Raw genomic sequence first — 22,998 nt, forward strand, 5'->3', positions numbered from 1 at the left:
GCGATAACGCCAGCCGCAATCCTCCTACTTCCTAGCTGGCCTGCTTGAGGCGGCCCGGCTCTTCTTTCGCTGGGGCGCCGGCGCTGGGAATCATCAGCTTGCTTGGCGCAGAGGCGCTGGTTTCCAGCGACTCCGTGGACAGCTCCGGTATCCGGATATTGGTGGATACGGAAGCCGGCAAGGTGAACAATTCCACCGTTTGTTGCAGTACGCCAGAGGCGGTGCGCAGTCTTTCTGTGTGCAGGGACTGGCGTTTCAACTCCATGTCGGTGACGCGGGTGCTGGCTTCGATTTCGCCGGTCTGTTGACACACACTCTGGGTTTCTTTGGCCTGGGCCAGAGAGTTCTGCGCGATCTTCTCTACCGCTGTTACCAGTTCGCGAGTCGTCTTCTGCGTTTCCTGCATCTGAGAACCGGCCTGTGTGGCGCGTTTGGAACCATTGACCACCTGGGTGATACTGTTGTTCATGGTGTCCACCGCATCCGCCGTTTCGGTCTGGATGTTGCGAATCAAGCTGCTGATCTGGGATGTGGCGTTACGTGAGCTTTCCGCCAGACGCTGTACTTCGTCCGCAACCACCGCAAATCCGCGACCGGCTTCACCTGCCGCCGCCGCCTGCATACTGGCGTTCAAGGCCAGTACGTGCGTACGTTCCGCGATGCTGTTGATGATGTCGATGATGCCGCTGATCTCCAATGAACGTTCTGACAGGCGCTTGATGCGTTTTTCTGTTTCGCTGATGGAGTCGCGAATCTCGTCCATACTCTCGACGGTATTTCCTACCGCTTCATACGCTTTGTCAGTGGAAGAAGAAGCGCTTTGCGCGATCTGGTTACAGGACTGACACCATTTGGCGATTTGCGCCATGTGTTTGGCCACGCCATCCAGTTTCTGGATAGTTTGCTCGATCAGTTTCCGCTCTTGATCGGCGACGCCGACAACCTTGCGGGTCTGCTCATCCACCATGACGCTGGAAGCGCTGACCAGATTACTGACGTAACGGATTTTGCCCAAGGCTTCAGACGTTTCCTTGGTAACCAGGTTCAAGGCGTCCGCGACCGGCCCAGTGATGTCTTCGCGTACAGTCAGTTTGGTGGTGAGATCGCGATCGCTGAGTTTGGAGGTGCCTTCCAGCAGCTCGATAACCGAGTTGTTGAGGACTTCGTTCTCTCTTTCGATGCGAATCAAAGTGGCCACTTTCTCGTTCAACAGCTGGTCGAGGGCCTGACCCAGAGTCACCAGCTCGTCGGTGCCGGTGAGCGCGGTGCGGGCTTCGGAATCGCCTTGCTTGACCTTGTCCACGGTTTCCGCGATGACGTTGACCGGACGCAGGATGGAGCGACGAATGTACTGCGACAGACCGATAGCGCCGCCCAGGCTCAACAGGATGATGGCGGAGCCGGCGATCAGGGCGATGTTCAATACGCCTTCAGAGGTTTCAAATGCGACCTGCGCTTGTTGGGTCAATTGGTCTGCATAAGCAGTGGAAGCATCGTTGAAGGGGCCGATGAACTCAGACAAGTCGTTCAACAGGAACAGTTCCAAATCGGCGCGGGACTGGTTGCCGCCCATGGCTTTGAACTGATCGAAGGCTGAGAATACGCCGGCGACGGTTCTCTGCATGTCGGTGAAGCCGGACTGTTGTTCGCCGCCCTGGGAGGTCGTGGAGGCGCTCAAAGCCTGCCAGTCCGATTCAAACTGCTTGCGGGCCAGCGCCAGTTTGGCGTCGGCGTCCGCCCAGGTGACCACACCGGTGTTCAGGCTGTTGATGGTTTCCACCATGCCTTCCTGCAGGGTGTTGATCAAGTGCGTCAGTCGTGATGTTTCGTTGACCTGGTTGTGCAATTTCTCGGATGAGTTTCTTGCATACGTCAGGGCGAAGAAGGCCAGAGATCCGATGACCACCAGCGTTAACGCCATAACCAGCGTTTGCGACAGCAGTCGTTGTCCGACGCTGAGTTTGCTGAGAGAAAAAGTACGGTTCAATTTCATGATAATGCTCCTGCTTATCGAGCCTGTAAAACCCGTTGCTTCATGCCATTCAGAACAATCTGGCCAATTGCGAGCCTTCTATGGGGAGGTAGGACTTGTTGTTGAAGTAGGTCATCGTCACCAAGTCCGACCCCTGATTGTCGCCGCGGAAGTCGAGGGCGACGCCGCCGATGTTGAACTCCGCGTTGCGAGTGGCGCGCACAAAGCTTTCCCGGGTCAGGTCGCCTTTAATGCTTTGCATGATGGCCACGAACATCTTGCCGACGATATAGCCTTCCAGGCTCACTACGTTCAGGCGTTCGCCCAGGGCGGATCTGGCTTCTTTGATGATCGGCAGATCGGATTCCAGATCAGGCACTACTTGGGTCAGGATGACTTTGTCCGTCACCCCGAAACGGTCCAGGGTGTCGCGCAGGTTTTCCGCGCCGGTGAAGGATACCGCGCTGATCAACCAGTCTTCGCCACGTTGTTTGGAGTAGGCGGCGAAACGGCCGATGGCGTTGTAAGTGCCGACAGTAACCACCAGGCGACAGCGACTGTTACTGGCTTTTTCCCAGTCTTTCAGAGACTCGAAGCCGGCGCGGGAAGTCAGGGTGTTGCGTTGATAGACGCCGACAGGGCCGATGCCGTTGCGTTCAGGGGAGTCGCCGGATTTGGCCAGGATAGTGTCCAGTTTTTCCACGATGTCGCGGGAGCGAACATTGTTTTGCAGGGCCAGCTTGATGCCTTCCACTCCCGCCATGCCGTAGGCGTCGTTTTGTACGTAGGCGCAGATCTCGGACGCTTGCAGGCCGGCGCGGAAACCTTGTTCGATTACCTTGGCGGTTTCCTGCACATAGCTGGCGCGGAAGTTGATAACGTCGCCGATGCCGGGACGCAGCAGACCTGCGCCGGTGAAGAAGCCGACGGCGGGCACTTTGTTATCGGCGAGGATAGGCAGCGCCACCTGTGCGGTTGGGGTGCCGACATTGCCGATCATGGCGAACACGCCGTCCCTGATCAGACGGTTGGTCTGCTCAACGGTGAGGTCCGGGGTGTATGAATCGTTGAGGGTGACGTACTCAAGGCGTCTACCCTTGATATTGACGCCTTCGAACGCCGCGAGCACGCCGTCGCGCATGTTAAGGCCCAGACCGCGGGACTGACCTTCCAGGTCCAGTACGCCGCCGACGACAATGCGATCTCCATAGACGCCGGGTGATTGTGCGGCGACAAGTTGGCTCAGGGCCAGACCGAATAAGAGTGAGATGGTCTTTCTCATGTTATCCTCCCATGGGACTCCTTTTAATAACGCTTCCGAAGTGGGTTTTTGGGCGTAGCCAACCCTCTCCGGTCCTGACTTTCCCGGAAATTCCGTTTAAGCAACCAGGGTTCAGCCTGCGCCTTGAGGGGCGGATGTTTACTGCTATCGCTGACAGGCTTGTCTATCGGGGGTAAGGCTTAACTCGTGCTCAGCATATCGGTCAGCCTCCTTTTGAATGTTTCCAGATTCCATTCACACCAAATGCCGTTCTGTCTGTAGACCGCATTGACGCAGGCCATCAGAGCGTTGGAAAGGGGCGGGGGCTGAGTCATGCGCTCATCCGCCGTCATCATCAATTTGTTGGGAAAACGACGCACTTTAATGGCGAAGGATTCCTGCCCCTGATCGAAATACAACAGGTAAGAGGGGCTGGCCCGCTGCACGACTTTGCGTTGCGGCGCGACGGCTTCCGCGTCCTCGCGCAGGCCGAAAAATATCTCCAGGTCGACAACCGGCGTTACCTGGCTGCGGACGTTCACGAAACCGCTCAACCACTTGGGAGCGTAGGGGACCGGGCAGATTTCCGGGGACTCCAGCAGCTCCTTGTAGCAGTCCTCGCGAATCAGCAGGCCCAGGTTGCCCTGATCAGCTGTTTCCGCGTCGGCTTCCTTGACGGCCAGCCGCAGGGCGAACCATGCGGTGGCCTGGTTTTCGCGGACTTCCTCCCGGGTCTCCGCGTTAATTTGCCGGAGCAGGGCGAATGCTTCGGAAGGCCGCAGTATTCGCTTGCTCTCTACCGGGATTGACACGCTGTTCATTGCGTCTCACCTCGTCCCTGAATCGGCTTCAGGCGTAGCTGTGGAGTTGACTGATGATTTCTTCATTTTTGTAAGGCTTGGACACCAACGCCTTGGCGCCTTGCTTGGCCGCCCAGATGTGGTCTACCTTCTGGTTTTTGCTGGAGACGAAGACCACGGGGATTTTGGACAGCTCAGGGTCCTGGGAAATTTCCCGGCAGGTGCTGAATCCATCCATGTCTCCCATGATGATGTCCATCAGAATCAGGCTGGGCTTTTCTTTGCGCGCCTTGCTGATGGCTTCTTCGCCGGAACGGGCGGTCACCGTTTGATAGGCGGCGCCGGAGACGATCTGCTCCAAATGTTTCAGATCGGTTTCGCTGTCATCGACGATAAGTACTTTCTTGTTCATAGGTTATCTCCCTAGAGCTGCTAATTGTGGAAATATGAGCGTTTCCGTTTTGGTTGCGCCGAGATAACGGCGAACGACTTCCGCCAGTTCCCGGTCTTCCGGGGGCTTGGTGATATAACCGTCGCACCCGGACATTTTTGCTTTGACGCGGTTTAACGTGGATGATTTGCTGGTCAGCATCACCACTTTGGTTTTCACTTGTTGCTTGATTGAGCGGCAAGCCTGATAACCATCCATGCCAGGCATCATCACATCCATGAACACCAGGTCGTAGCGGCAGTCGCGCACTTTCAGCAGCGCTTCCTCACCGCTTTCCGCCACATCCACACCGGCTTCGAAATCCAGGATTTCGTGCAACTTCTGTTTCATGAAGGTGCGCACCGGCAAGTTGTCGTCGACAACGAGAATGTTCTTTACGTGGGTCTTCGCTTCTTGTTGGTCCGATTGGGTAGCCTGCTGCAGTGCTTCGCGCAGGCGACGAAAAATCAGGGGACGGGTCAGATGAATCGCGTCGTCGTCCACAGGCTGTTTGCTGCGGCTGATGACGATGGTCTTTTCGAAATGGGTGGCGGCCTTCATTCGTTGCCAAAGGCTGCGGCTTTCTGGCTTATCCACATCCACCAGTAGAATCTGACCTTCCATGGCGCCGGGCTCGCTGGCCAGCTGGAAGTTGCCGAACCAGGTTTCGTCCAGATGAGACAGGTTCCGAAGCAGGACCAAGTCTTTCTCCATTAGCCCCACATGCGAAATAATAATCTTGTCCATGAAACCCTCTCCTCGACCTTGCGGTCTTTCCTTTGGGTCTGATTACGAAACGACTAAGTGAACTGCTCCGATGTGATTAAAAACTAATCACTGTTGCCTGGATTATTGGAATGAATGTTAAATTTGTCAAAAACATGCTCGTAAACAATGGTAATAAACGTCGACAAATTGACGTTTGAATTCGCGGTTCCCTTTTCGGGATGTAATTGGAGAGGGAAAATTGTTACGAATGGTGAAAGCGTGCCCGTATTCACGTATGCAGCTAAGCTTCTGATTTTGCTTAAATCGAGAAGGCAAAGGAAAACGGCGGGTGAGAGATCGCCCAGATTCGCCGTACATTGCGGTGAAAAACTTTGCAAAATTAAATACAGGATTTCGCCCGAAAATGAGGTTGGGAAGAGGGTTTTTTAGGGGGCGATGAGTCCCCTTGTGGAAGGTCGATAAGCAAACATCAAGACAAGAAAAAGGGGACCAGAGGTCCCCTTATCGGTTTATCAACCTCAGCGCGAATTAGTGAATCGCGCTCTTGGCCAGTTGGCCGATGTCAGTGTGGTGCAGCAGCTTGGAGAAGCCCTCAGTCGCGCTGGCGGGACCGAACGCCATCACCGGCACTGGCGTGCTGGTGTGAGTGCCGGTAGCCCAGACGACGTTCTGGCTTTCGGACATGGCGCGACCCAGCAGGTCGTGACGCACTTCCTGGCCGTACACGTAGAACGACTTGAAGTCATTCACTTTCGGGAACATCTTGGCGCTCAGGTAGTCGTGGCCCTCAACCTGATAGTAGTTAGGCTCTTGCTCCAGAACCGCCTTGGCCTGCTCCAATGTAATAGGGAAGGCGCTGTTGGCGTTAACCAGCTTCATCAGGGCTTCTGGAGACGGCTTGCCGCCATCGAACTGGGCGAACAGGTCAGGGAAGCTCATTTTTTGCTGATACAGTTTGCTCAGGGTCTCGAAAGAGCCGAAGTTGAAGTTAGGCGCGTAAGCCGCTTCTTTGAACGCTTCGCCAGTCAGCTTCTCGCCTTCCGGGATGTTGGAGCGCGAGTAGCTGAAACCAAAGCCGCCGGTTTCATGGTCGGCGGTGATGATGACCAGCGTGTCCTGACGGTTCTTCACCCACTCGTAAACGTAGTTGATGGTTTCGTCGAACTTGAGCATCTCATGCAGCATGGTGCCTGCGTCATTGTCGTGGCCCGCCCAGTCGATCTGGCCGCCTTCAATCATCAGGAAGAATCCCTTTTCGTTGCGGGACAGAATGTCCAGGGCCTTCATGGTCATTTCTTTCAATGACGGCTCAGTGCGCTTGGGATCGTCTTTAGTCTGAGTGTAACGGATGCCGTTCATCATGCCGGAGTAGTTGAACAGGCCCAGCAGCTTGTCGCCTTTGGCGGCGTCCAGCTGGTGGCGGTTGAACGCCAACTGGTAACCCTTGGTCTCCGCTTCCGCCAGCAGGTTTTTGTCGTCCTTACGCTTGGACTTCAACTGCACGGCGCCTTCAGTTTGCTTCTCCAACTGCTGATACAGCTCGCCTTTGTCGTTCACGGACTTGGGCAGCCAGTGACGCAGACCGCCGGACAGCATGACGTCCACCTCGTCGGCCAGCATGTCTTCCGCGATTTGGTTCTCCATGGAGCGATGCGCGCGGTGAGCGGCGAAAGACGCAGGCGTGGCGTGAGTCAGACGGGTGTCGGAAACCAGACCGGTGGATTTGCCCATACGCTTGGCTTTTTCCAGTACGGTTTCAACGTGGTTGCCCACTTTGTCCACGCCGATGACTTCGGATGGCGCAGGTTCGCCAGTCGCCAGCTGTGTGGCGGAACAGGCGGAGTCGACAACCAGGTTATAAGCGGGGGTATGGCGGGATAAACCAATCACGCCGGCGTCCATAAACTTCTGCATGCCGGTGAGTTGACCGTGGTAAATGGAATCCGGCGCATTGATGGCGTATTCGTGCAACAAGCCGATCTGCTGCGGCCCCATGCCGTCGCCGATCATCATGATCACGTTTTTAACTTCGGTTTCTTTGGCGGTGGCTTTTTTGTCCATAGTGGACTGACATCCCGCCATCAAGGCCGAAATTGCTGCTGCGCTGGCCAATAATTTCCAAGAATGTATTCTTCTTAGCATAGACTTCCTTATTGCATAGTCGATTGATGTGATAATGGAGCTTGCGCCCCTTTAGTCAGGCGTTTTTGTTGTTATCGCCCAATTCTTTTGATCCGGTCACAGCATACACGCATCGGGATGACACTTTCCCTGTCGATCCTGATGCGCGTCGATCGGGTTTAATTATTTCAGATACTTGGCCGTCAGCGCGCTCATATACTCAGGGTCATCCCGCAGACGTGAAATCTCTTTCCAGATCGCGGTTTGTTCTGCTGTAGTGAGGGGCGAGCCTTTGGCGAAAGTAAGATGGTAGGATTTACTGCTGAGGGGGTTGAGGTCGGATTTCAGTTTGGTTTTGTATTCCGCCTGCCGCATCAGATGCTGGTAGACCTCTGGGGTGGTGATCACCGATCCGCTTCCCAGTTTGGCCAGCTTTTCGATGTTGCGCAGTTCCCCGGTCTGGCTTTCATAGATGCGCCGGTTGGACTCCCGCAGCGTGCTGACGATGGAGTAACCGCGGGCCACGCGCACTGGCTCCGGCAGTGTATTGAGATCGCCTTTGTACTCGTATTTGGTGTCGCTTGACACCACCACAATATATTCCACTTGCGCCACCCGTGAGGCGGAACGCTGCGCGGTGGCTGCGTCGGCGGGGTAGTTCATATATTCCGCGCGCTCTTTTTTATAGGAGGCGGTGACGACGCCGTGCACCAGATTGCCGCGGGCGGAATCCAGACATTCCTGCCACAGCATGGGTTTGAATTCGACTTTGTAGCCCAGGCTCTCGGCGGCCTTTTTCACGATGTCCACATGCATGCCTGCGGCTTCGCCTTGTTCGTCTACGTAGGTGAACGGGTACCAGTAGTTGTTGTCGCTACAGAAGACGATGTCTGTTTGCGCGGCGGCGAGATTGGAAAGGAAGAGAGTAGTAAGAAAAAGCGCCAGCGCTCTGAAGGCATTGTATGTCGACATATGTTTTCCTTATGGGAAAGTGAATACAGATTGTGTCTTAGCAGGCTCTGTTTTGAGATCTGGTTATTATTCTGCACATACGCTGATTTTATTATTTATTTCGACATGTTAGCTGATGTAGGTCTAATGGCAAGGGCTTGTTGGGGATAAGTTACACAGTGTTACCTTGAATGAAATGCGTGGGGTGGACGTTAGATTTTCACCGCAGGGTCGACAGGGCGCTTCCGGTTTAGGGCGTCGCGGGTAAGACGCTTGCTGGCGGGAATTTTGAAAAGCGTTGCTAAAGTCGCGAGAATAAGAGGCTTGTCTGACATTCTATTTCGGGACTTCGCGTTATATGAAACTCACCGCCATTCATCATGCCGCTATTATTTGTTCGGACTATGCGGCGTCGAAACGTTTTTATACGGAAGTGCTGGGGCTGAAAATCCTGGCTGAGAATTTCCGCGCGCAACGAAATTCATACAAATTGGACCTGCAACTGCCGGACGGTTCTCAGGTCGAATTGTTCTCCTTTCCTGAGGCCCCGCCTCGTCCCAGTTATCCTGAAGCGCGCGGACTGCGACATCTGGCTTTTGTCACGCCCTCGGTGGAGGACGCCAAGGCGTATCTGGAATCTCAAGGCGTGGCGGTGGAGGAGATCCGAGTGGACGAGTACACCGGAAAGCGTTTCACTTTCTTCGCTGATCCGGATGATCTGCCGCTGGAATTATATGAAGCCTGAGCTTTTGCTTCTCCTCAACCGAGGTGAGGGTTTCTCCCCAAACTGAATGTCTCTTCCAAAAATAGCTATGCCCATTCTGATGGGCTGCGCTACAGCAGCTTTTGCAGTTCCGGGATGCAGGAGCCGCAGTTAGTGCCGGCATTCAGGCATTGGCCAATGGCCTCCACCGTCTGCAGCCCTTTGTCCCGAATCGTCTGGCGCAGGGTGTTTTCTCCCACGCCGAAGCAGGCGCAGATGGTGCGGCCGGCATGAGCGGCGTCGGAGCGCGGAACGCCGGCGAGCAGACCAAGGCGGTCGCTGTGGGTCAGAGCTTCCAGGTCGAACAGACTCGCCAGCCAGGAGCGTTCCGGCAACTCCGGCGTAGGACCGATAAACAGGCACGCCGTCAGACGGTCGCCGGCAAAGCAGGCGCTGCGATATTTTCCCGTCGCCCTGTCCTGATACTCCAGCCATTCGCTTTCACTCTGATCGGATGGGCTCAGTAAGGCGCGCGCCCACTGGCTCCAGTCTGCGATGGACGCAGTCCCGGCGATCTCATAGCGATAGAAGCGGGCGCCGCTGATTTTTGTCCAATAGGGCGCTCCTTCCAGGTTCAATTCTTCCCGGGAGAAAATAAAACCGTGCCAGGCCGCCTCAAAGCGCTCCAGCATTACCGGGGTGTGCTTACTCTCGGGCTGGCCGGAGTGAGGGTCGGTCACAGGGTTGACCAAGGCCCCGACCCGTCCCGCCGCACTGAATTGCGCCGTCCAGTGCATGGGGACGAATAGCTGTCCGGGTTGTTGCTCATCCGTCAGATCAGCTCTGGCGATCAGCGCGCCATAATGGGAGCGCAGTCTGACCAGATCGTTTTGCTCGACCCCAAGCCGCTGCGCGTCCTGCGGATGCATGGCGCAATATGGCTCGCAAAGGTGCGTGTTCAGCTGCGGCGCCAGGGCGGTGCGGGTCATAGTGTGCCATTGATCGCGAATACGGCCGGTGTTGAGTGCGAAGGGCATGCGCTCATCCCGTTTTCCCTGCGGCGACTGTGGCGTAATCGGCAGCAGGAGCGCCTTGTTATGCGGATTAAAATAACCGCCGTCCTGAAACAATCTGGCGGCGCCTTGCGGCGTGGCGGCGTTAACCGGCCACTGTATCGGTTCCAGCGCGTCGTAAGCGGCGTCAGTCAGGGTTTCCAGAGCGGAGATATCGAAAGCGCGCTCTGTTTGCTCTGGCGTATTCTCGAACCCGGACAAGGCGGCGTGCTCAATGAAAATATCCCGGCTGTTGCGATAATTGAACGCTGCGCCGAAACCCATGCGTTGCGCCACCGCGCTGACAATCCACCAGTCCGCTTTGGCCTGGCCGGGAGCGGGCAGAAAGGCGCGTTGACGGGAGATGCGCCGCTCGGAATTGGTGACGGTTCCGTCTTTCTCTCCCCAGCCGAGAGCCGGCAACAGGATGTTGGCGTATTCCGTGGTGTCAGTGCGTCGTATGCAGTCGGACACGATTACTTTGTCACAGCGGGACAGCGCCTGGGCGACCTTGTCCGCATCCGGCATGCTGACTACTGGATTGGTGCCCATGATCCAGATCGCCTTAATGCGACCCTCTGCTACGGCGTTGAAAAGGTCCACCGCTTTCAGACCGGGTTGGCTGGCCATGCGAGTGGCGTTCCAGAAGCGGCCGACCCGCTCGACATTATCCGGGGTAAAATCCATATGCGCGGCGAGCTGATTGGCCAGTCCGCCCACCTCGCGACCGCCCATGGCGTTGGGCTGTCCGGTAAGAGAAAACGGCCCCATTCCGGGTTTGCCGATACGGCCAGTGGCCAGGTGACAGTTGATGATGGCGTTGACCTTATCGCTGCCGCTGCTGGACTGATTGACGCCCTGGGAATAGGCCGTCACGGTCTTTGGCGTTCTGCGGAACCAGTCGTAAAACGTCGCCACTTCGCCTTCTTTCAGGCCGCAATGTCGCGCCACGGCGACGATATCTGCAGTATCCTCGGCGCGGGCGGCCTTGATTGCACGGCCGAATCCCTCGGTATGTTGCTCAAGGTATTCGTAGTCAAGCGCACCCAGTCGCGCCAGGTAGGCCAGTAAGCCGTTGAACAGCCAGGCGTCGGTTCCCGGCTGTAGCGGCAGATGCAGGTCGGCGATGTCGCAGGTGGCGGTGCGACGGGGATCGATCACCACCACTTTCATTTGCGGTCGCTGCTGTTTGGCGGCTTTGATGCGTTGATACACAATGGGATGACACCAGGCGGTATTAGAGCCGGTCAGGATAATCAGGTCGGCCAGCTCCAGATCCTCGTAGCATCCCGGTACGACATCTGCGCCGAAAGCGCGTTTGTGTCCGGCCACGGAGGAGGACATGCACAGACGTGAATTGGTGTCCACATTGGCGGAGCCAAGGAAGCCTTTCATCAGTTTGTTGGCGACGTAATAGTCCTCCGTCAACAACTGGCCGGAGAGGTAGAATGCGACGGACTCGGGGCCATGTTCGCGCACGGTGTCGCTGAGGGTGGTTGCGACAAGGTCCAGCGCGGCGTCCCAGGAAACAGTTTCGCCATTGATCTCCGGTTGCAGCAAACGGCCTTGCAAGGTCAACGTATCCGCCAGCGCGGCGCCTTTCGAACACAAACGCCCGAAGTTGGCGGGATGGCTGCGATCGCCGGCAATGCGGGTCTCTCGCGTCGCCGCATCAATCACTTGCGCCTGGATGCCGCAACCTACGCCGCAGTAAGCGCAGGTAGTGTGTAGAGTGCGATTAGAAGTCATAAACTCGGGCCTGATGCAAAAAGGGTGAAACGGCGAAACCGCGGCGGGGAGTGCGGTCCCGCCGTTTCAATGGGGAAAAAGTCCCCAAGCTCACCATTTTCAATCGCTCTCTTCCGTGGCGGTGAGGGCCACGAATATTTGCCGGCCTTCCATGCGCACCTGGAATGTGCGCGTACAGCCGGTGTCATAACCTTGGGCTTCGCCGTTCTGCAGGCTGATCACCCAGTTGTGCAGGGGGCAGGTGACGTTGTCGCCATGGACGATGCCCTGGGACAAGGCGCCGCCTTTATGGGGGCATTTGTCGCGCAGGGCGAACACTTTGTCGTCCTTGGTGCGAAACACAGCCAGGTCGCCGAAACGGGACTGCACTACGCGGGCGCCCAGGCGCGGTATTTCTTCAAGACTGCCTACCTCGATCCACTGTGTCATAGCTGATATCTCTTCTGTCTTACGTCTCTGGAGTATTCACGTTTTGATTTATTAATCATCCCGCAGCTAGCCGTTGCGCCAGCTCAGTTCAATTGCGTGAGAGGGATGAACTCCTGCTTCTCCACGCCTTGAGCGGCTCGTTCCGCCCAGGGATCGATCTGCGCAAGTTTTTGCGACTCCAGAAAGCGGGCGTGGAACGCCTTGCGTTGCTCCGGATTGTCCACCAGCTCGGATTTGACGTAGCTAAGTCCGACGCGCTCCACCCAGGGCGCGGTGCGTTCGTTGTGATGGCCCTGTTCGCGATACATCTGCATCAGGGCGCCGGCGTACTCCATGACTTCGTCCATGGTGGAGACTTTCACCAGGAAGTCGGAAACGCGTACTTTCATACCGCCGTTGCCGCCGACGTAAAGCTCCCAGCCGGAGTCCACCGCCACCACGCCGAAGTCCTTGATAGTGGCTTCAGCGCAGTTGCGCGGGCAGCCGGATACCGCCATTTTTACTTTTGCCGGCGTCCAGGAGCCCCAGGTCATCTTCTCCAGTTTGACGCCCATGCCGGTTGAGTCCTGGGTGCCGAAGCGGCAGTACTCCGAGCCGACGCAGGTTTTCACGGTGCGTAAGGCTTTGCCGTAGGCGTGGCCGGACACCATGCCGGCGTCGTTCAGGTCTTTCCAGATATGGGGCAGGTCTTCTTTCTTGACGCCGAGCAGGTCAATCCGCTGGCCGCCGGTGACTTTGACGCAGGGCACTTTGTATTTGTCCGCCGCATCGGCGATGGCGCGCAGCTCGTTGGGCGTAGTGAGGCCGCCCCACATGCGCGGCACGACGCTGTAAGTATTGTCTTTCTGGATGTTGGCGTGCACCCGCTCGTTGATGAAGCGGGAGCGCGGATCGTCCACTTTCTGGTCCGGCCAGGCGCAAACCAGGTAGTAGTTGATGGCCGGGCGGCAGACATGGCAGCCATCCGGCTTGTCCCATTCCATGAAGGCGGCGACTTCATGAAAGGTTTTCAGGCCGTTATCGAGAATGGTTTTGCGGACGGTGTCGTGGCCGTAGCCGGTGCATTTGCAGAGCGGCTTTTCGCTGGGCGCGGTGCTGTAGTCGCCGCCGACGGTGGCCGCCAGCACTTGTTCCACCAGTCCGGTGCAGGAGCCGCAGGACGCGGAGGCCTTGGTGGCGGCGCGCACGTCGTCCAGGGTAAAGAGTTTGTTGTCGGTAATGGCTTTGACGATGTCGCCTTTGCAGACGCCGTTGCAACCGCAGATCTCGGTATCGTCAGGCAACTCCGCGACGGCGTTGATGCCCTGGCGCCCGGAGTCGCCCACCAAGTGCTGGCCGAACAGTAAGGTGTCGCGGAAGTCGCTGATGTTGGTTTTGTCGCGCATCAGTTGGAAGTACCAGGAGCCGTCGCCGGTGTCGCCGAACATGACGGAGCCGATGATTTTGTCCTCTCTGATCACCACCTTTTTATAGACGCCGCGCTTGGGGTCCTGAAACACGATGTTTTCGCTGTCGTTGTCCCCCAGGAAATTGCCGGCGGAAAACACATCGATGCCGGTGACTTTGAGCTTGGTGGAGACTTCCTTCTGTTTATAGATGCCGATGCCATAACCCGCCAGATGGTTGGCGCAGACTTTGGCCTGATCCCAAATAGGCGCCACCAGGCCGAATAGCTCCCCCCGATGCTGGACGCACTCGCCAATGGCGTAGATGCTGGGGTCAAAGGTCTGCATAGTGTCATTGACCACCACTCCGCGCTCACAATACAGACCACAGGATTGCGCCAGGTCGGTGTTAGGGCGAATACCGACGGCCATCACCACGATATCCGCGGGCAGCGTCTCGCCGGTGTCGAACTTGATGGCTTTGACGCCGCCATGCTCGTCGCCTTCCAGGCAAGAGGTGTTGGCGGACATGCGGAATTTCATGCCGCGCTCTTCCAGGGCCGCTTGTAGAAAACGGGCGGAAGGACCGTCCAGCTGACGGTTCATCAGAATTTCCAGGTTATGCACGACGGTGACGTCCATGCCGTGCTTTAACAATCCGTTGGCGGCTTCCAGACCGAGCAGGCCGCCGCCGATCACGATGGCGTGCTGTTTGGATTTGGCGGCGGAAAGCATGGTGTCCACGTCGGAAATATCCCGGAAGGTGATGACGTCTTTCAGGTCTTTACCTGGCACGGGAATAATGAAGGGATTGGAGCCGGTGGACAGCAACAGCCTGTCGTAGGCCGCTTCAGTTCCATCCGCCGCATACACGATCTTGTTGCGGCGATCCACTTTCAACGCCCGCTTTTCCCATCCGGCGTGTAAGGTGATCTGGTGGGTTTTGTACCATTCCATGTCGTTGATCATGATGTCTTCGAGCGTCTTTTCTCCGGACAACAACGGCGACAACATGATGCGGTTGTAATTGCCGTGAGGCTCTGATCCGAACACGGTGATGTCGTATTTATCCGGCGCTATTTTTAACAGCTCCTCGACCGTCCGCATTCCAGCCATTCCATTTCCGACGACGACTAATTTTTCTTTCATGGACCTTCTCCAGCTCGCTGAATCCGCTACAGGCTAATTGACCGTGATAGAGCATGAATGGCGCCAACCAAAATCTCGTTATTTTTAAGTGACTGTAATTAAAGAGATAAAAAGCGACTTTTGATGCTTTTCGAGGAAGTTTGCCTACAAATGGTGCGGTTTCTCGTCCAAGTTTTGTTCTAAAAAAGTGCGCAAATTTTAGCTGGCGCCCAACAAGAGTGATTAATTTGGTGCGACTTGAGATTTTTGTGTTGCGCCTATTTGGTGCGTTGTTGTTGCGAAGAAAACACCTAACGTCCTGCCTGATAAATTTAATTATCTGATATACATAGGTATTTAAGTTTTTCTCCGGCTGCGAGCGAAATATCCAGAAAGCCTGAAAGGAGATTGGTCAGGCCTGTTTGGTCGGTTGGCACAGCTTTTGTAGTTCCAGTGAGTGCTTTTCTATAAGAACCCAACTGCCAATAAGACAGGAAGATTTATGTCATCCGATAAACTCAATATTCTGGATCTGTCCCAAGGGGGCGTCCGGACCTTGCATTACACCTGGTTCGCGTTTTTTCTCACGTTTGTCATGTGGTTTTCTCATGCGCCGATGAAGCCCTTCATTGTAGAGGCGTTTAATATGTCCAATGAGCAGTGGAAGGCGCTGCTTATTTTGAACGTGGCGCTGACCATTCCCGCGCGCATCGTTATCGGCATGTTGGTGGATAAGTTCGGCCCGCGTGCGGTGTACAGTCTGTTGCTGATGATATCCGCTTTCCTGTGTTGGGGATTTGCGTTTTCCACCACCTTTGAACAGCTCGCTTTGTTCCGTTTTCTGTGTGGATTCATTGGCGCTGGTTTTGTCATTGGCATTCGTCTGGTTGGAGAGTGGTTTCCCGCCAAAACCGTCGGCGTGGCGGAAGGCGTCTATGGCGGCTGGGGTAACTTCGGCTCCACCGCGGCGGCCTGGACGCTGCCTTCAATCGCCGCCTATATCTATGGCGGCGATGAAGGGTGGCGTTATGCGATCGCCACCACGGGCGTCGTCGCCTTCTTCTATGGACTGCTGTTTTATCGCAAAGTCCGCAACACCCCGAAGGGCTCCACCTATTTCAAACCGAAAAAGAGCGGCGGACTGGAAGTCAGTTCTTGGAAAGACTTCTGGTTTTACATCGCTATGAACCTGCCGATGTATATCGCTTTGGCGGTGTTGACCTGGAAGTTGTCTCCCGCCGGTCTGGGACTGCTGTCCGACTCCACGGCGCTGATCTTGTGGGCGGGGCTGGGGGCGTTGTTCATCGTTCAGTTCTGGCAGATCTACAACGTCAATCATGAGCGTTTGAAGCAGGGCGTGCCGGAAATGCAGCGCTACAAGTTCAAGCAGGTGGCGGTGCTGGATTGGGCCTATTTCGTGACCTTTGGATCAGAGCTGGCGGTGGTGTCGATGCTGCCCGCCTTTTTTATGGAAACCTTTGGGCTGTCCCCGGTGCAGGCGGGTTTACTGGGCGGCGCTTTCGCGCTGATGAATCTGGTGGCGCGCCCCGGCGGAGGTTTGTTGTCGGATCGCTTTGGCCGCAAAAAGACATTGTCCATTTTAATTGCGGGCTTGGCGGTGGGCTATCTGTTGTTGAGTCAGATTTCCTCGACCTGGATGATCGCTGCGGCGGTGGCTTCGGTGATGCTCTGTTCCTTCTTCGTGCAGGCGGGAGAGGGCGCCGTGTTCGCCATGGTGCCGTTGGTGCAGCGTCGTATGACAGGTCAGATCGCAGGCATGACGGGCGCCTACGGCAATGTGGGCGGCGTGACTTTCCTGACGGTGTACTCATTCGTCGACGCTTCCACATTCTTTATGGCCATCGCCGGGGCGGCGGCGGTTTGTTTTCTCGCAGTGCAGTTTCTGGATGAGCCCGAAGGTCATATGGTGGAAGTGGGCGAAGACGGCAGCGTGCAACTGATTGAAGTGAACTGATTGACATGGGCGTATCGCTGCGGCGTACTACCTTTAACTTTCCCAGCAGGAATAGTGGCGCATGATATTCGCCAGCGATTTATCGCTATCCGTTGATCAACATAGCATTGCGGGCGTGAAACCTCGCAATGAAGACTGCATCGGCGTACGCATTCCTGATCGGGAGACATTGCAACTGAAAGGCGCTGTGGCGGTCATCGCGGATGGCGTCAGCGCAGCGGAAGCGGGCAAGGAAGCCAGCGAAGCCTGCGTCACCAATTTCCTGAGCGATTACTTCTGCACCCCGGATTCCTGGTCGGTGAAAAACGCCGCGCAAAGAGTGTTGCAGGCGTTGAATCGCTGGCTTTATGGACAAAGCCTGCGCACGCTCAATGACGACAAAGGTTACGTATGCACTTTGTCCATTTTGGTGCTGAAGTCGACGCAGGCGCATATCTTTCATGTGGGCGACAGCCGCATTTATTTGTACAGAAATGGCGAATTGGAACAGGTCACGACGGATCATACCGCCCGCGTCGATGCGGAGCGTACTTATCTGGCCCGGGCCATGGGATTTTCCCCCAATCTGGACATTGACTACCGCGTGTTGGACGTGCAGGCCGGAGATGTGTTCTTGTTGAGCACGGATGGTCTGCATGACTTTATTTCGCAGAGTCAATTGCGAGAGCGTTTGCGCGGTGCGGCGCAGGCGTCTTTTCAGGGGCTTGCGGCGGACCTTTTACAGACAGCTCTGCAGGCGGGCAGTGACGATAACCTGAGTTGTCAGATTCTGCGCGTGGATAGCTTGGGATTGCGCGATGCGGAGGCCTGCTGTCGCGAGCTTAGTCGCCTGCCGTTTCCGCCGCCGTTGGAAGTGGGGCAGAGTCTGGACGGCTATCGCGTCGAGCGTATTCTGCACGAAACCGCGCGCAGTCAGGTTTATCAGGTCACTGATATGGAAACCGGTATGCGTGCGGTAATGAAGACCCCGTCACTTAATTTTGTCGACGATCCCGCCTATATCGAACGTTTCTCCATGGAGGAATGGATTGCCCGACGCGTGCAGAATCCCCATGTGGCGGGGCTGGTTCCCTGCAAACGGGCGCGCAGCTGCTTGTACTATTTGACGGAGTTCGTACCGGGCGCGCCCTTGTCCCGGTGGATTCGCGACAACTCTCGCCCGGACATTCACCGGGTGACGCGTATTTTGGAGCAGATAGTCAAAGGCGTGCGGGCGTTACATCGCAAAGAGACTTTGCACCAGGATATCAAACCGGACAATCTCCTGATTACCAATGAGGATCACGTCACTCTGGTGGACTTTGGCTCCTGTCGTATTCCCGGGGTGGAGGAAATGTATCTGCCCATTACGCGGGAAAGAGCATTGGGCACAGCCAGTTATAGTGCGCCGGAATACGTGTTGGGAACGAAAGCCACGACACGCTCCGAGCTGTTCTCCGTGGCGGTGATCGGGTATGAAATGTTGACCGGCCATTTGCCATACGGCGAAGCCTATGAAAAGGCCGCCTCGCCGACAGCGTTGGCCAAATTAAAATATACGCCTGCTTATCATCATAATCCGATGGTTCCGGTATGGATGGACGGCGCGTTGAAGAAAGCCCTGCAACTGGACCCGCGTCGTCGCTACGACAGCTTTTCCGAATGGTTGCAGGACATGACTTATCCCAACTCCCGGCTTATGCCGGATAACGCGCTACCCATCATTGAGCGCAATCCTTTGGCCTTCTGGCGCACGCTAAGCGGGATACTGCTGCTTACTCAGCTTGCTACGCTGCTGTGGCTGCTGCATCTCTTGCGATGACGGTTAGGAACCTGCCGGAGCCGGGATTTCCGCCGCTACTTTCTCCCCGATCAGGCGATGGGTTTTACCGGAGGGGTGAATGCTGTCGAAGTAATAGAAACTGTCGAACTGCTCTTCACTACAGATGTCGCTGAACTGCAGGTCTTCCGTCACGTAACAGCCGTCGGTCGTGTTGGTGAAGCCATAGTCGGCGGCGTTGTTGAGGATATCCAGGGCGATCTGATAGGAGTTGATCATCGTGACTTTCGCATCACCCATATTCAGCGCAGATAGTTTCAGCTCCACTTGGCTGTTGAAGTAATTGGTCAGATCGCTGACTAGTTGCGAGCGGCCTTCCTGTCCGGGCTCCGCTGACTCTTTCAACACTTTGGGCGTTTTGCCCACATCCGGGACCGTCAGTACGACGATGTTTTTTCCGCCTTTGTCGATCACTTCCTGAACGTTGGCGGCGACTTTGTCTGCGGCAAGATTCAGGGCGTTGGTGTTGTTGGGAGAGGTCTCTCCCCGTTGCTCAAGAATATCGTTGCCGCCGATGAAGAACAGGTACAGCGCTTTGGGTGACGCTTCTTCGGAGTGATATTCCATATAGGTGTCCACCTGGAAATCCAGGTCGATATTCTGATCTGCGTCCGCCTGTCCACCGGCTACGGCGTAATTGGTGCCGTCGGTGATTTCTCCCAGATACAGGGATGGCTCCACTTCTACATTCAGGGACTCCGCCACGTAATCCACAATCAACTTACCGTTAGAAATGCGGTTGTTGTAAAAGGGGGAGGGCAGGTCCGTTTCCAGAGAGAGGTAGCCGCCAATATTCCCGGTGTCAGACAGACTATCTCCAAATACATAGAGCGCGCTGTAGGGGCGGGACTCAGAGGTCTCCTTCTCTTCATCATCGCTCAGTTGACAGCCCGACAGGGCGATTGCGCACGCCAACGGCGCCAAAAAAGTTTGTTTCCAGGTTCCTTTCACCATGTTCATCATGCTCATCCTATTTTCTACAGTTAGCTCTCTTTGTTCGTACAACCGCCGAAACCGGGCTCTCAGCGACCGACCGTCTCAACTCCAACGCTCCGCGTGAACTTGAGTCGTTATCCCCCTATCGCAGGAACCATGCCTGAAATGAAAAATGCAGTGCTGATTGGCGGTAATCCCGCGGAATCACTGGGCTGAGAGGGAATTCATCATGAAGAACAAGAACTTGTTTTACTGAACGCTATTCAGTTTTTTGTAAAAACGACTACAGGAATTTGTAAAGTCGGAAGAAAGTTGAGGGCGGAAAGTGAATGAGCAGCCGGAGCTTCGACAGCTATGGTTGATAAAAACAAAGCCAGACGAATGCTGGCTTTGTTGAATAAAAAACGGCGGGTGTGGGGTGGGCTATCAACTCTCCCCAGGAACGTTAATCACGCCTTCGAGATAGAGTCGCGCCTGGCCTACCAGCAGTACGTTAGGGCCGCGGTAGTGGCACATGACTTCGCCGCCGCGTTGGGAGATCTGGCGGGCAGACAGCTCCACTTTGCCCAGTTTTTCTGACCAGTAAGGCGTCAGTGTGCAATGGGCGGAGCCAGTGACCGGGTCTTCCGGCACCCCGACTTTGGGGGCGAAGAAGCGGGATACGAAGTCGACCTTGTCGCCTTTGGCGGTGACAATCACTCCCAGAGAGTCGACGAGTTTCAGCATGCGCATGTCTGGATAGACGGCGCGTACGGCGGCCTCGTTTTCCAGTACGACCATATAGTCCCTGGACTTAAGCACCTCCAGCGGTTTCACGCCGCCAAGCGCTTCCAGCAGGGCTTGCTCCGGTTCAACCGGTTCGCCTTTGCGGCTGGGGAACAACATGGCGTAGCCGCCTTGCTTGTGAGGGGACACCTCCAGCGTGCCGCTGCGGGTATGGAACTGAATGCGAGGTCCCTTGAACCCTTTCAATTCGTAAAGGACAAATGCGGTGGCCAGCGTAGCGTGGCCGCATAAATCCACTTCCGCCTCTGGCGTGAACCAGCGTAGATCGAAGCCATTGGTGCGCGGTACGTAGAACGCCGTTTCCGATAAGTTGTTCTCTGCGGCGATTTTGCAAAGCGTGTCATCCGGCAGCCAGTCGTCCAGGCTGCAAACCCCGGCGGGGTTTCCGGAAAATACGTTAGAAGTGAATGCGTCAACCTGAAAGTACTGATGCTTACTCATAAAGTGATCTCAAACCAGTGTTGTGTCTTGATGCGGGTAAAACCCAGACCCTCGTAAAACTGGTGAGCCTGCTCCCGATGAATTCGCGACCCTAATCGAATTTTAAATACTCCCTGTTGTTTTGCCCACTCCTTTACGGATTCGATCAGCTTTCCGCCGACGCCTTGTCCACGCGCGCGCTCGTCGACCACCAGACTGACGATCTCAACATAGCCGCCCGCCACCAGGGTGCGTTTGAGGTTGCTCTGAATGAAGCCGAGGAGCTCATCGCCGCTGACGGCGACCATAAAATGCGCGTGGGAATCGTGGATTAAAGTAGAGAGAGTACGATCAAGCTGAGTCAGGGTAAGGGAGTACCCCAACTGCTCGATCAGGGGTAGAAGAGCGGCGGCGTCAGCCGCCTCCGCTCTGCGCAACGTCAATGTTTGCAAGCTTTGTCCCTAGTGTTGCAGGATCTGGCTGAGGAACAGTTTGGTCCGCTCGTTCTGTGGATTGTTGAAGAACTCGTGCGGCTCATTTTCCTCAATGATCTGACCGGCGTCCATGAAGATAACCCGGTTGGCCACGGTTTTCGCGAAGCCCATTTCGTGGGTGACGCAGATCATGGTCATGCCGGATTCCGCCAGTTCGATCATGGTGTCCAACACCTCTTTGATCATCTCTGGATCGAGCGCCGAAGTAGGCTCATCGAACAGCATGATTTCAGGGTTCATACACAGACTGCGGGCGATCGCCACACGCTGCTGCTGACCGCCTGACAACTGTCCAGGATACTTATGCGCCTGGTGCGGAATCTTAACTTTCTCCAGATACATCATCGCATTCGCTTCCGCTTCTTTCTGAGGCACCTTGCGCACCCAGATTGGAGCCAGCGTACAGTTCTGAAGCACCGTCAGGTGAGGGAACAGGTTAAAGTGCTGGAACACCATCCCTACTTCCCGACGCACGCTGTCGATGTTCTTAAGGTCGTTGGTCAGAGGGATATCCTTAACGATGATATCCCCTTGCTGGTGCTCTTCCAGACGGTTGATGCAGCGGATCATGGTGGACTTGCCCGAACCGGAGGGGCCGCACACAACGATACGCTCGCCCTTGTACACTTCCAGATTGATGTCTTTCAGTACATGGAACTTACCGTACCACTTGTTGACGCCGCGCAGGTGGATCATGCTCTTGCGGGAATCTGCGCTGTTAGTATTCGTATTCATGTCGTACTCCAGAAAACTTGCCTATCGGTGACTGGTATTCAGTTTACGCTCCAGCGCCTGGCTGTAGCGGGACATTCCGAAGCAGAACACCCAGAATAAGAAAGCCACGAAAATATAACCTTCAACGGAGAAGCCCAGCCATTTGGGATCGTGCAATGCTGACTGCACGATGGCGAGCAAGTCGAACAGGCCGATGATCAATACCAGACTGGTGTCTTTGAACAGAGCGATAAAGGTGTTGACGATACCGGGAATCATCAGCTTGAGCGCTTGCGGAAGAATGATGAAGAACATCATTTTCCAGTAGCTCAGGCCCAGAGAGTGAGCCGCTTCATACTGACCTTTCGGAATCGCCTGCAAACCGCCGCGTACGACTTCCGCCATATACGCGCTCTGGAACATGATGACGCCGATCATAGCGCGCAACAATTTGTCGGTTTCTGTGCCTTCGCTCATGAACAGCGGCAGCATGACCGACGCCATGAACAACACAGTGATCAAGGGAACGCCGCGCCAGAACTCGATATAGACCACACTGATGCTCTTCACGATGGGCATGTCCGAACGGCGCCCCAGCGCCAGTGCGATGCCTATCGGTAAGGAGACCACAATGCCGACGGTGGCGATAACCAGCGTCAGAGTCAGACCGCCCCATTTATGGGTTTCCACTACTTCCAGACCGAACGCGCCGCCATACAGCAGGAAGTACGCAATGATCGGGAAGATGACCAGCATAAACAGCGCAATCCACCCTTTCTTGGGCGTCTTGTCGATGATTAACGCTGCGATGCCGATGATGGCGATCGCGAACATCACGTTGATGCGCCAGATCTCATCCGACGGATAGAAGCCGTAGATGAACTGAGGCAAACGGACGGATATGAATACCCAGCAGGCGCCGCCGGAGGTGCAGTCTTCCCGTGAGGTTCCAATGACGTCTGAATTAATGATTCCCCAGGAGACAAACCAGGAGAGCCCCGAATAAATCAGATAACAGGCGATAATGGTCAGAATGCTGTTCGTTGGACTGCTGAACAGATTGGTTCTGAGCCAGCCGACGACTCCCACCGTATTGGATGGAGGGGGCAAGTCGGGCAATGGAACAAATTTATTGCTCATGTCG

The 22,998-nt window shown here is 55.7% G+C and carries 18 protein-coding genes; 3 read left to right on the forward strand and 15 right to left on the reverse strand.

Going from position 1 to position 22,998, the window contains the following annotated elements; all coding sequences use genetic code 11:
- Positions 1–31: 31 nt before the first annotated feature.
- The 7 genes from EUZ85_RS07365 to EUZ85_RS07395 all read right to left on the reverse strand — a co-directional run bounded on the left by EUZ85_RS07365 (position 32) and on the right by EUZ85_RS07395 (position 8,285).
- On the reverse strand, positions 32–1,993 hold the full coding sequence (locus EUZ85_RS07365; protein WP_127968682.1) for a methyl-accepting chemotaxis protein: 1,962 nt from the start codon (positions 1,991–1,993) through the stop codon (positions 32–34).
- Between the two features lie 49 nt (positions 1,994–2,042).
- Positions 2,043–3,254: an ABC transporter substrate-binding protein gene (locus tag EUZ85_RS07370; RefSeq protein WP_127968683.1), complete on the reverse strand. Its 1,212-nt coding sequence runs from the start codon at positions 3,252–3,254 to the stop codon at positions 2,043–2,045.
- 179 nt (positions 3,255–3,433) lie between these two features.
- Positions 3,434–4,054, reverse strand: coding sequence for a chemotaxis protein CheW (locus tag EUZ85_RS07375; RefSeq protein WP_127968684.1), 621 nt, complete (start codon positions 4,052–4,054; stop codon positions 3,434–3,436).
- A gap of 28 nt (positions 4,055–4,082) precedes the next feature.
- Positions 4,083–4,445 (reverse strand): PleD family two-component system response regulator, encoded by a 363-nt coding sequence (locus EUZ85_RS07380; protein ID WP_127968685.1) that lies wholly within the window; start codon positions 4,443–4,445, stop codon positions 4,083–4,085.
- A 3-nt stretch (positions 4,446–4,448) separates the two neighbouring features.
- Positions 4,449–5,210, reverse strand: a complete 762-nt coding sequence (locus tag EUZ85_RS07385; RefSeq protein ID WP_127968686.1) for a response regulator — start codon at positions 5,208–5,210, stop codon at positions 4,449–4,451.
- A gap of 510 nt (positions 5,211–5,720) precedes the next feature.
- Entirely contained in the window at positions 5,721–7,253 is a 1,533-nt protein-coding gene (locus EUZ85_RS07390; protein WP_241566981.1) for an alkaline phosphatase, read from the reverse strand.
- A 243-nt stretch (positions 7,254–7,496) separates the two neighbouring features.
- On the reverse strand, positions 7,497–8,285 hold the full coding sequence (locus EUZ85_RS07395) for an ABC transporter substrate-binding protein (RefSeq protein ID WP_127968688.1): 789 nt from the start codon (positions 8,283–8,285) through the stop codon (positions 7,497–7,499).
- Between the two features lie 337 nt (positions 8,286–8,622).
- Between EUZ85_RS07395 and EUZ85_RS07400 the strand changes: the two genes are divergently transcribed.
- A complete protein-coding gene (locus EUZ85_RS07400) occupies positions 8,623–9,009 on the forward strand; it encodes a VOC family protein (protein ID WP_127968689.1) in 387 nt (128 codons plus the stop codon).
- A gap of 89 nt (positions 9,010–9,098) precedes the next feature.
- Here the strand turns inward: EUZ85_RS07400 and EUZ85_RS07405 are convergent, their stop codons facing one another.
- The 3 genes from EUZ85_RS07405 to nirB all read right to left on the reverse strand — a co-directional run bounded on the left by EUZ85_RS07405 (position 9,099) and on the right by nirB (position 14,731).
- Positions 9,099–11,768 (reverse strand): nitrate reductase, encoded by a 2,670-nt coding sequence (locus EUZ85_RS07405; protein WP_127968690.1) that lies wholly within the window; start codon positions 11,766–11,768, stop codon positions 9,099–9,101.
- Between the two features lie 99 nt (positions 11,769–11,867).
- Positions 11,868–12,197: a nitrite reductase small subunit NirD gene (gene nirD, locus EUZ85_RS07410; RefSeq protein WP_127968691.1), complete on the reverse strand. Its 330-nt coding sequence runs from the start codon at positions 12,195–12,197 to the stop codon at positions 11,868–11,870.
- A gap of 83 nt (positions 12,198–12,280) precedes the next feature.
- The gene (gene nirB / locus EUZ85_RS07415; protein WP_127968692.1) at positions 12,281–14,731 is read right to left on the reverse strand and encodes a nitrite reductase large subunit NirB; all 2,451 of its coding nucleotides are present in this window, start codon (positions 14,729–14,731) and stop codon (positions 12,281–12,283) included.
- Between the two features lie 481 nt (positions 14,732–15,212).
- On the opposite strand from nirB, the gene EUZ85_RS07420 reads away from it, so the two are divergent.
- Entirely contained in the window at positions 15,213–16,685 is a 1,473-nt protein-coding gene (locus EUZ85_RS07420; protein ID WP_127968693.1) for a NarK family nitrate/nitrite MFS transporter, read from the forward strand.
- Between the two features lie 61 nt (positions 16,686–16,746).
- Complete coding sequence (locus tag EUZ85_RS07425; RefSeq protein WP_127968694.1) at positions 16,747–18,486, forward strand: bifunctional protein-serine/threonine kinase/phosphatase; 1,740 nt, start codon at positions 16,747–16,749, stop codon at positions 18,484–18,486.
- Between the two features lie 3 nt (positions 18,487–18,489).
- On the opposite strand, the gene EUZ85_RS07430 is transcribed toward EUZ85_RS07425, so the two are convergent.
- From EUZ85_RS07430 to EUZ85_RS07450, 5 genes are all read right to left on the reverse strand, one after another.
- On the reverse strand, positions 18,490–19,473 hold the full coding sequence (locus EUZ85_RS07430; RefSeq protein WP_127968695.1) for an SGNH/GDSL hydrolase family protein: 984 nt from the start codon (positions 19,471–19,473) through the stop codon (positions 18,490–18,492).
- A 393-nt stretch (positions 19,474–19,866) separates the two neighbouring features.
- Positions 19,867–20,667, reverse strand: coding sequence for a PhzF family phenazine biosynthesis protein (locus tag EUZ85_RS07435; RefSeq protein ID WP_127968696.1), 801 nt, complete (start codon positions 20,665–20,667; stop codon positions 19,867–19,869).
- A complete protein-coding gene (locus EUZ85_RS07440; protein ID WP_127968697.1) occupies positions 20,664–21,098 on the reverse strand; it encodes a GNAT family N-acetyltransferase in 435 nt (144 codons plus the stop codon). Before EUZ85_RS07440 ends, EUZ85_RS07435 begins: the two co-directional genes overlap by 4 nt.
- A 9-nt stretch (positions 21,099–21,107) precedes the next feature.
- Positions 21,108–21,836 (reverse strand): amino acid ABC transporter ATP-binding protein, encoded by a 729-nt coding sequence (locus EUZ85_RS07445; protein ID WP_145965875.1) that lies wholly within the window; start codon positions 21,834–21,836, stop codon positions 21,108–21,110.
- Between the two features lie 60 nt (positions 21,837–21,896).
- Positions 21,897–22,994: an amino acid ABC transporter permease gene (locus EUZ85_RS07450; RefSeq protein WP_127968699.1), complete on the reverse strand. Its 1,098-nt coding sequence runs from the start codon at positions 22,992–22,994 to the stop codon at positions 21,897–21,899.
- Positions 22,995–22,998 lie beyond the last annotated feature (4 nt).

This window comes from Hahella sp. KA22 (genome assembly GCF_004135205.1).
In the GTDB taxonomy this organism is placed as follows: domain Bacteria; phylum Pseudomonadota; class Gammaproteobacteria; order Pseudomonadales; family Oleiphilaceae; genus Hahella.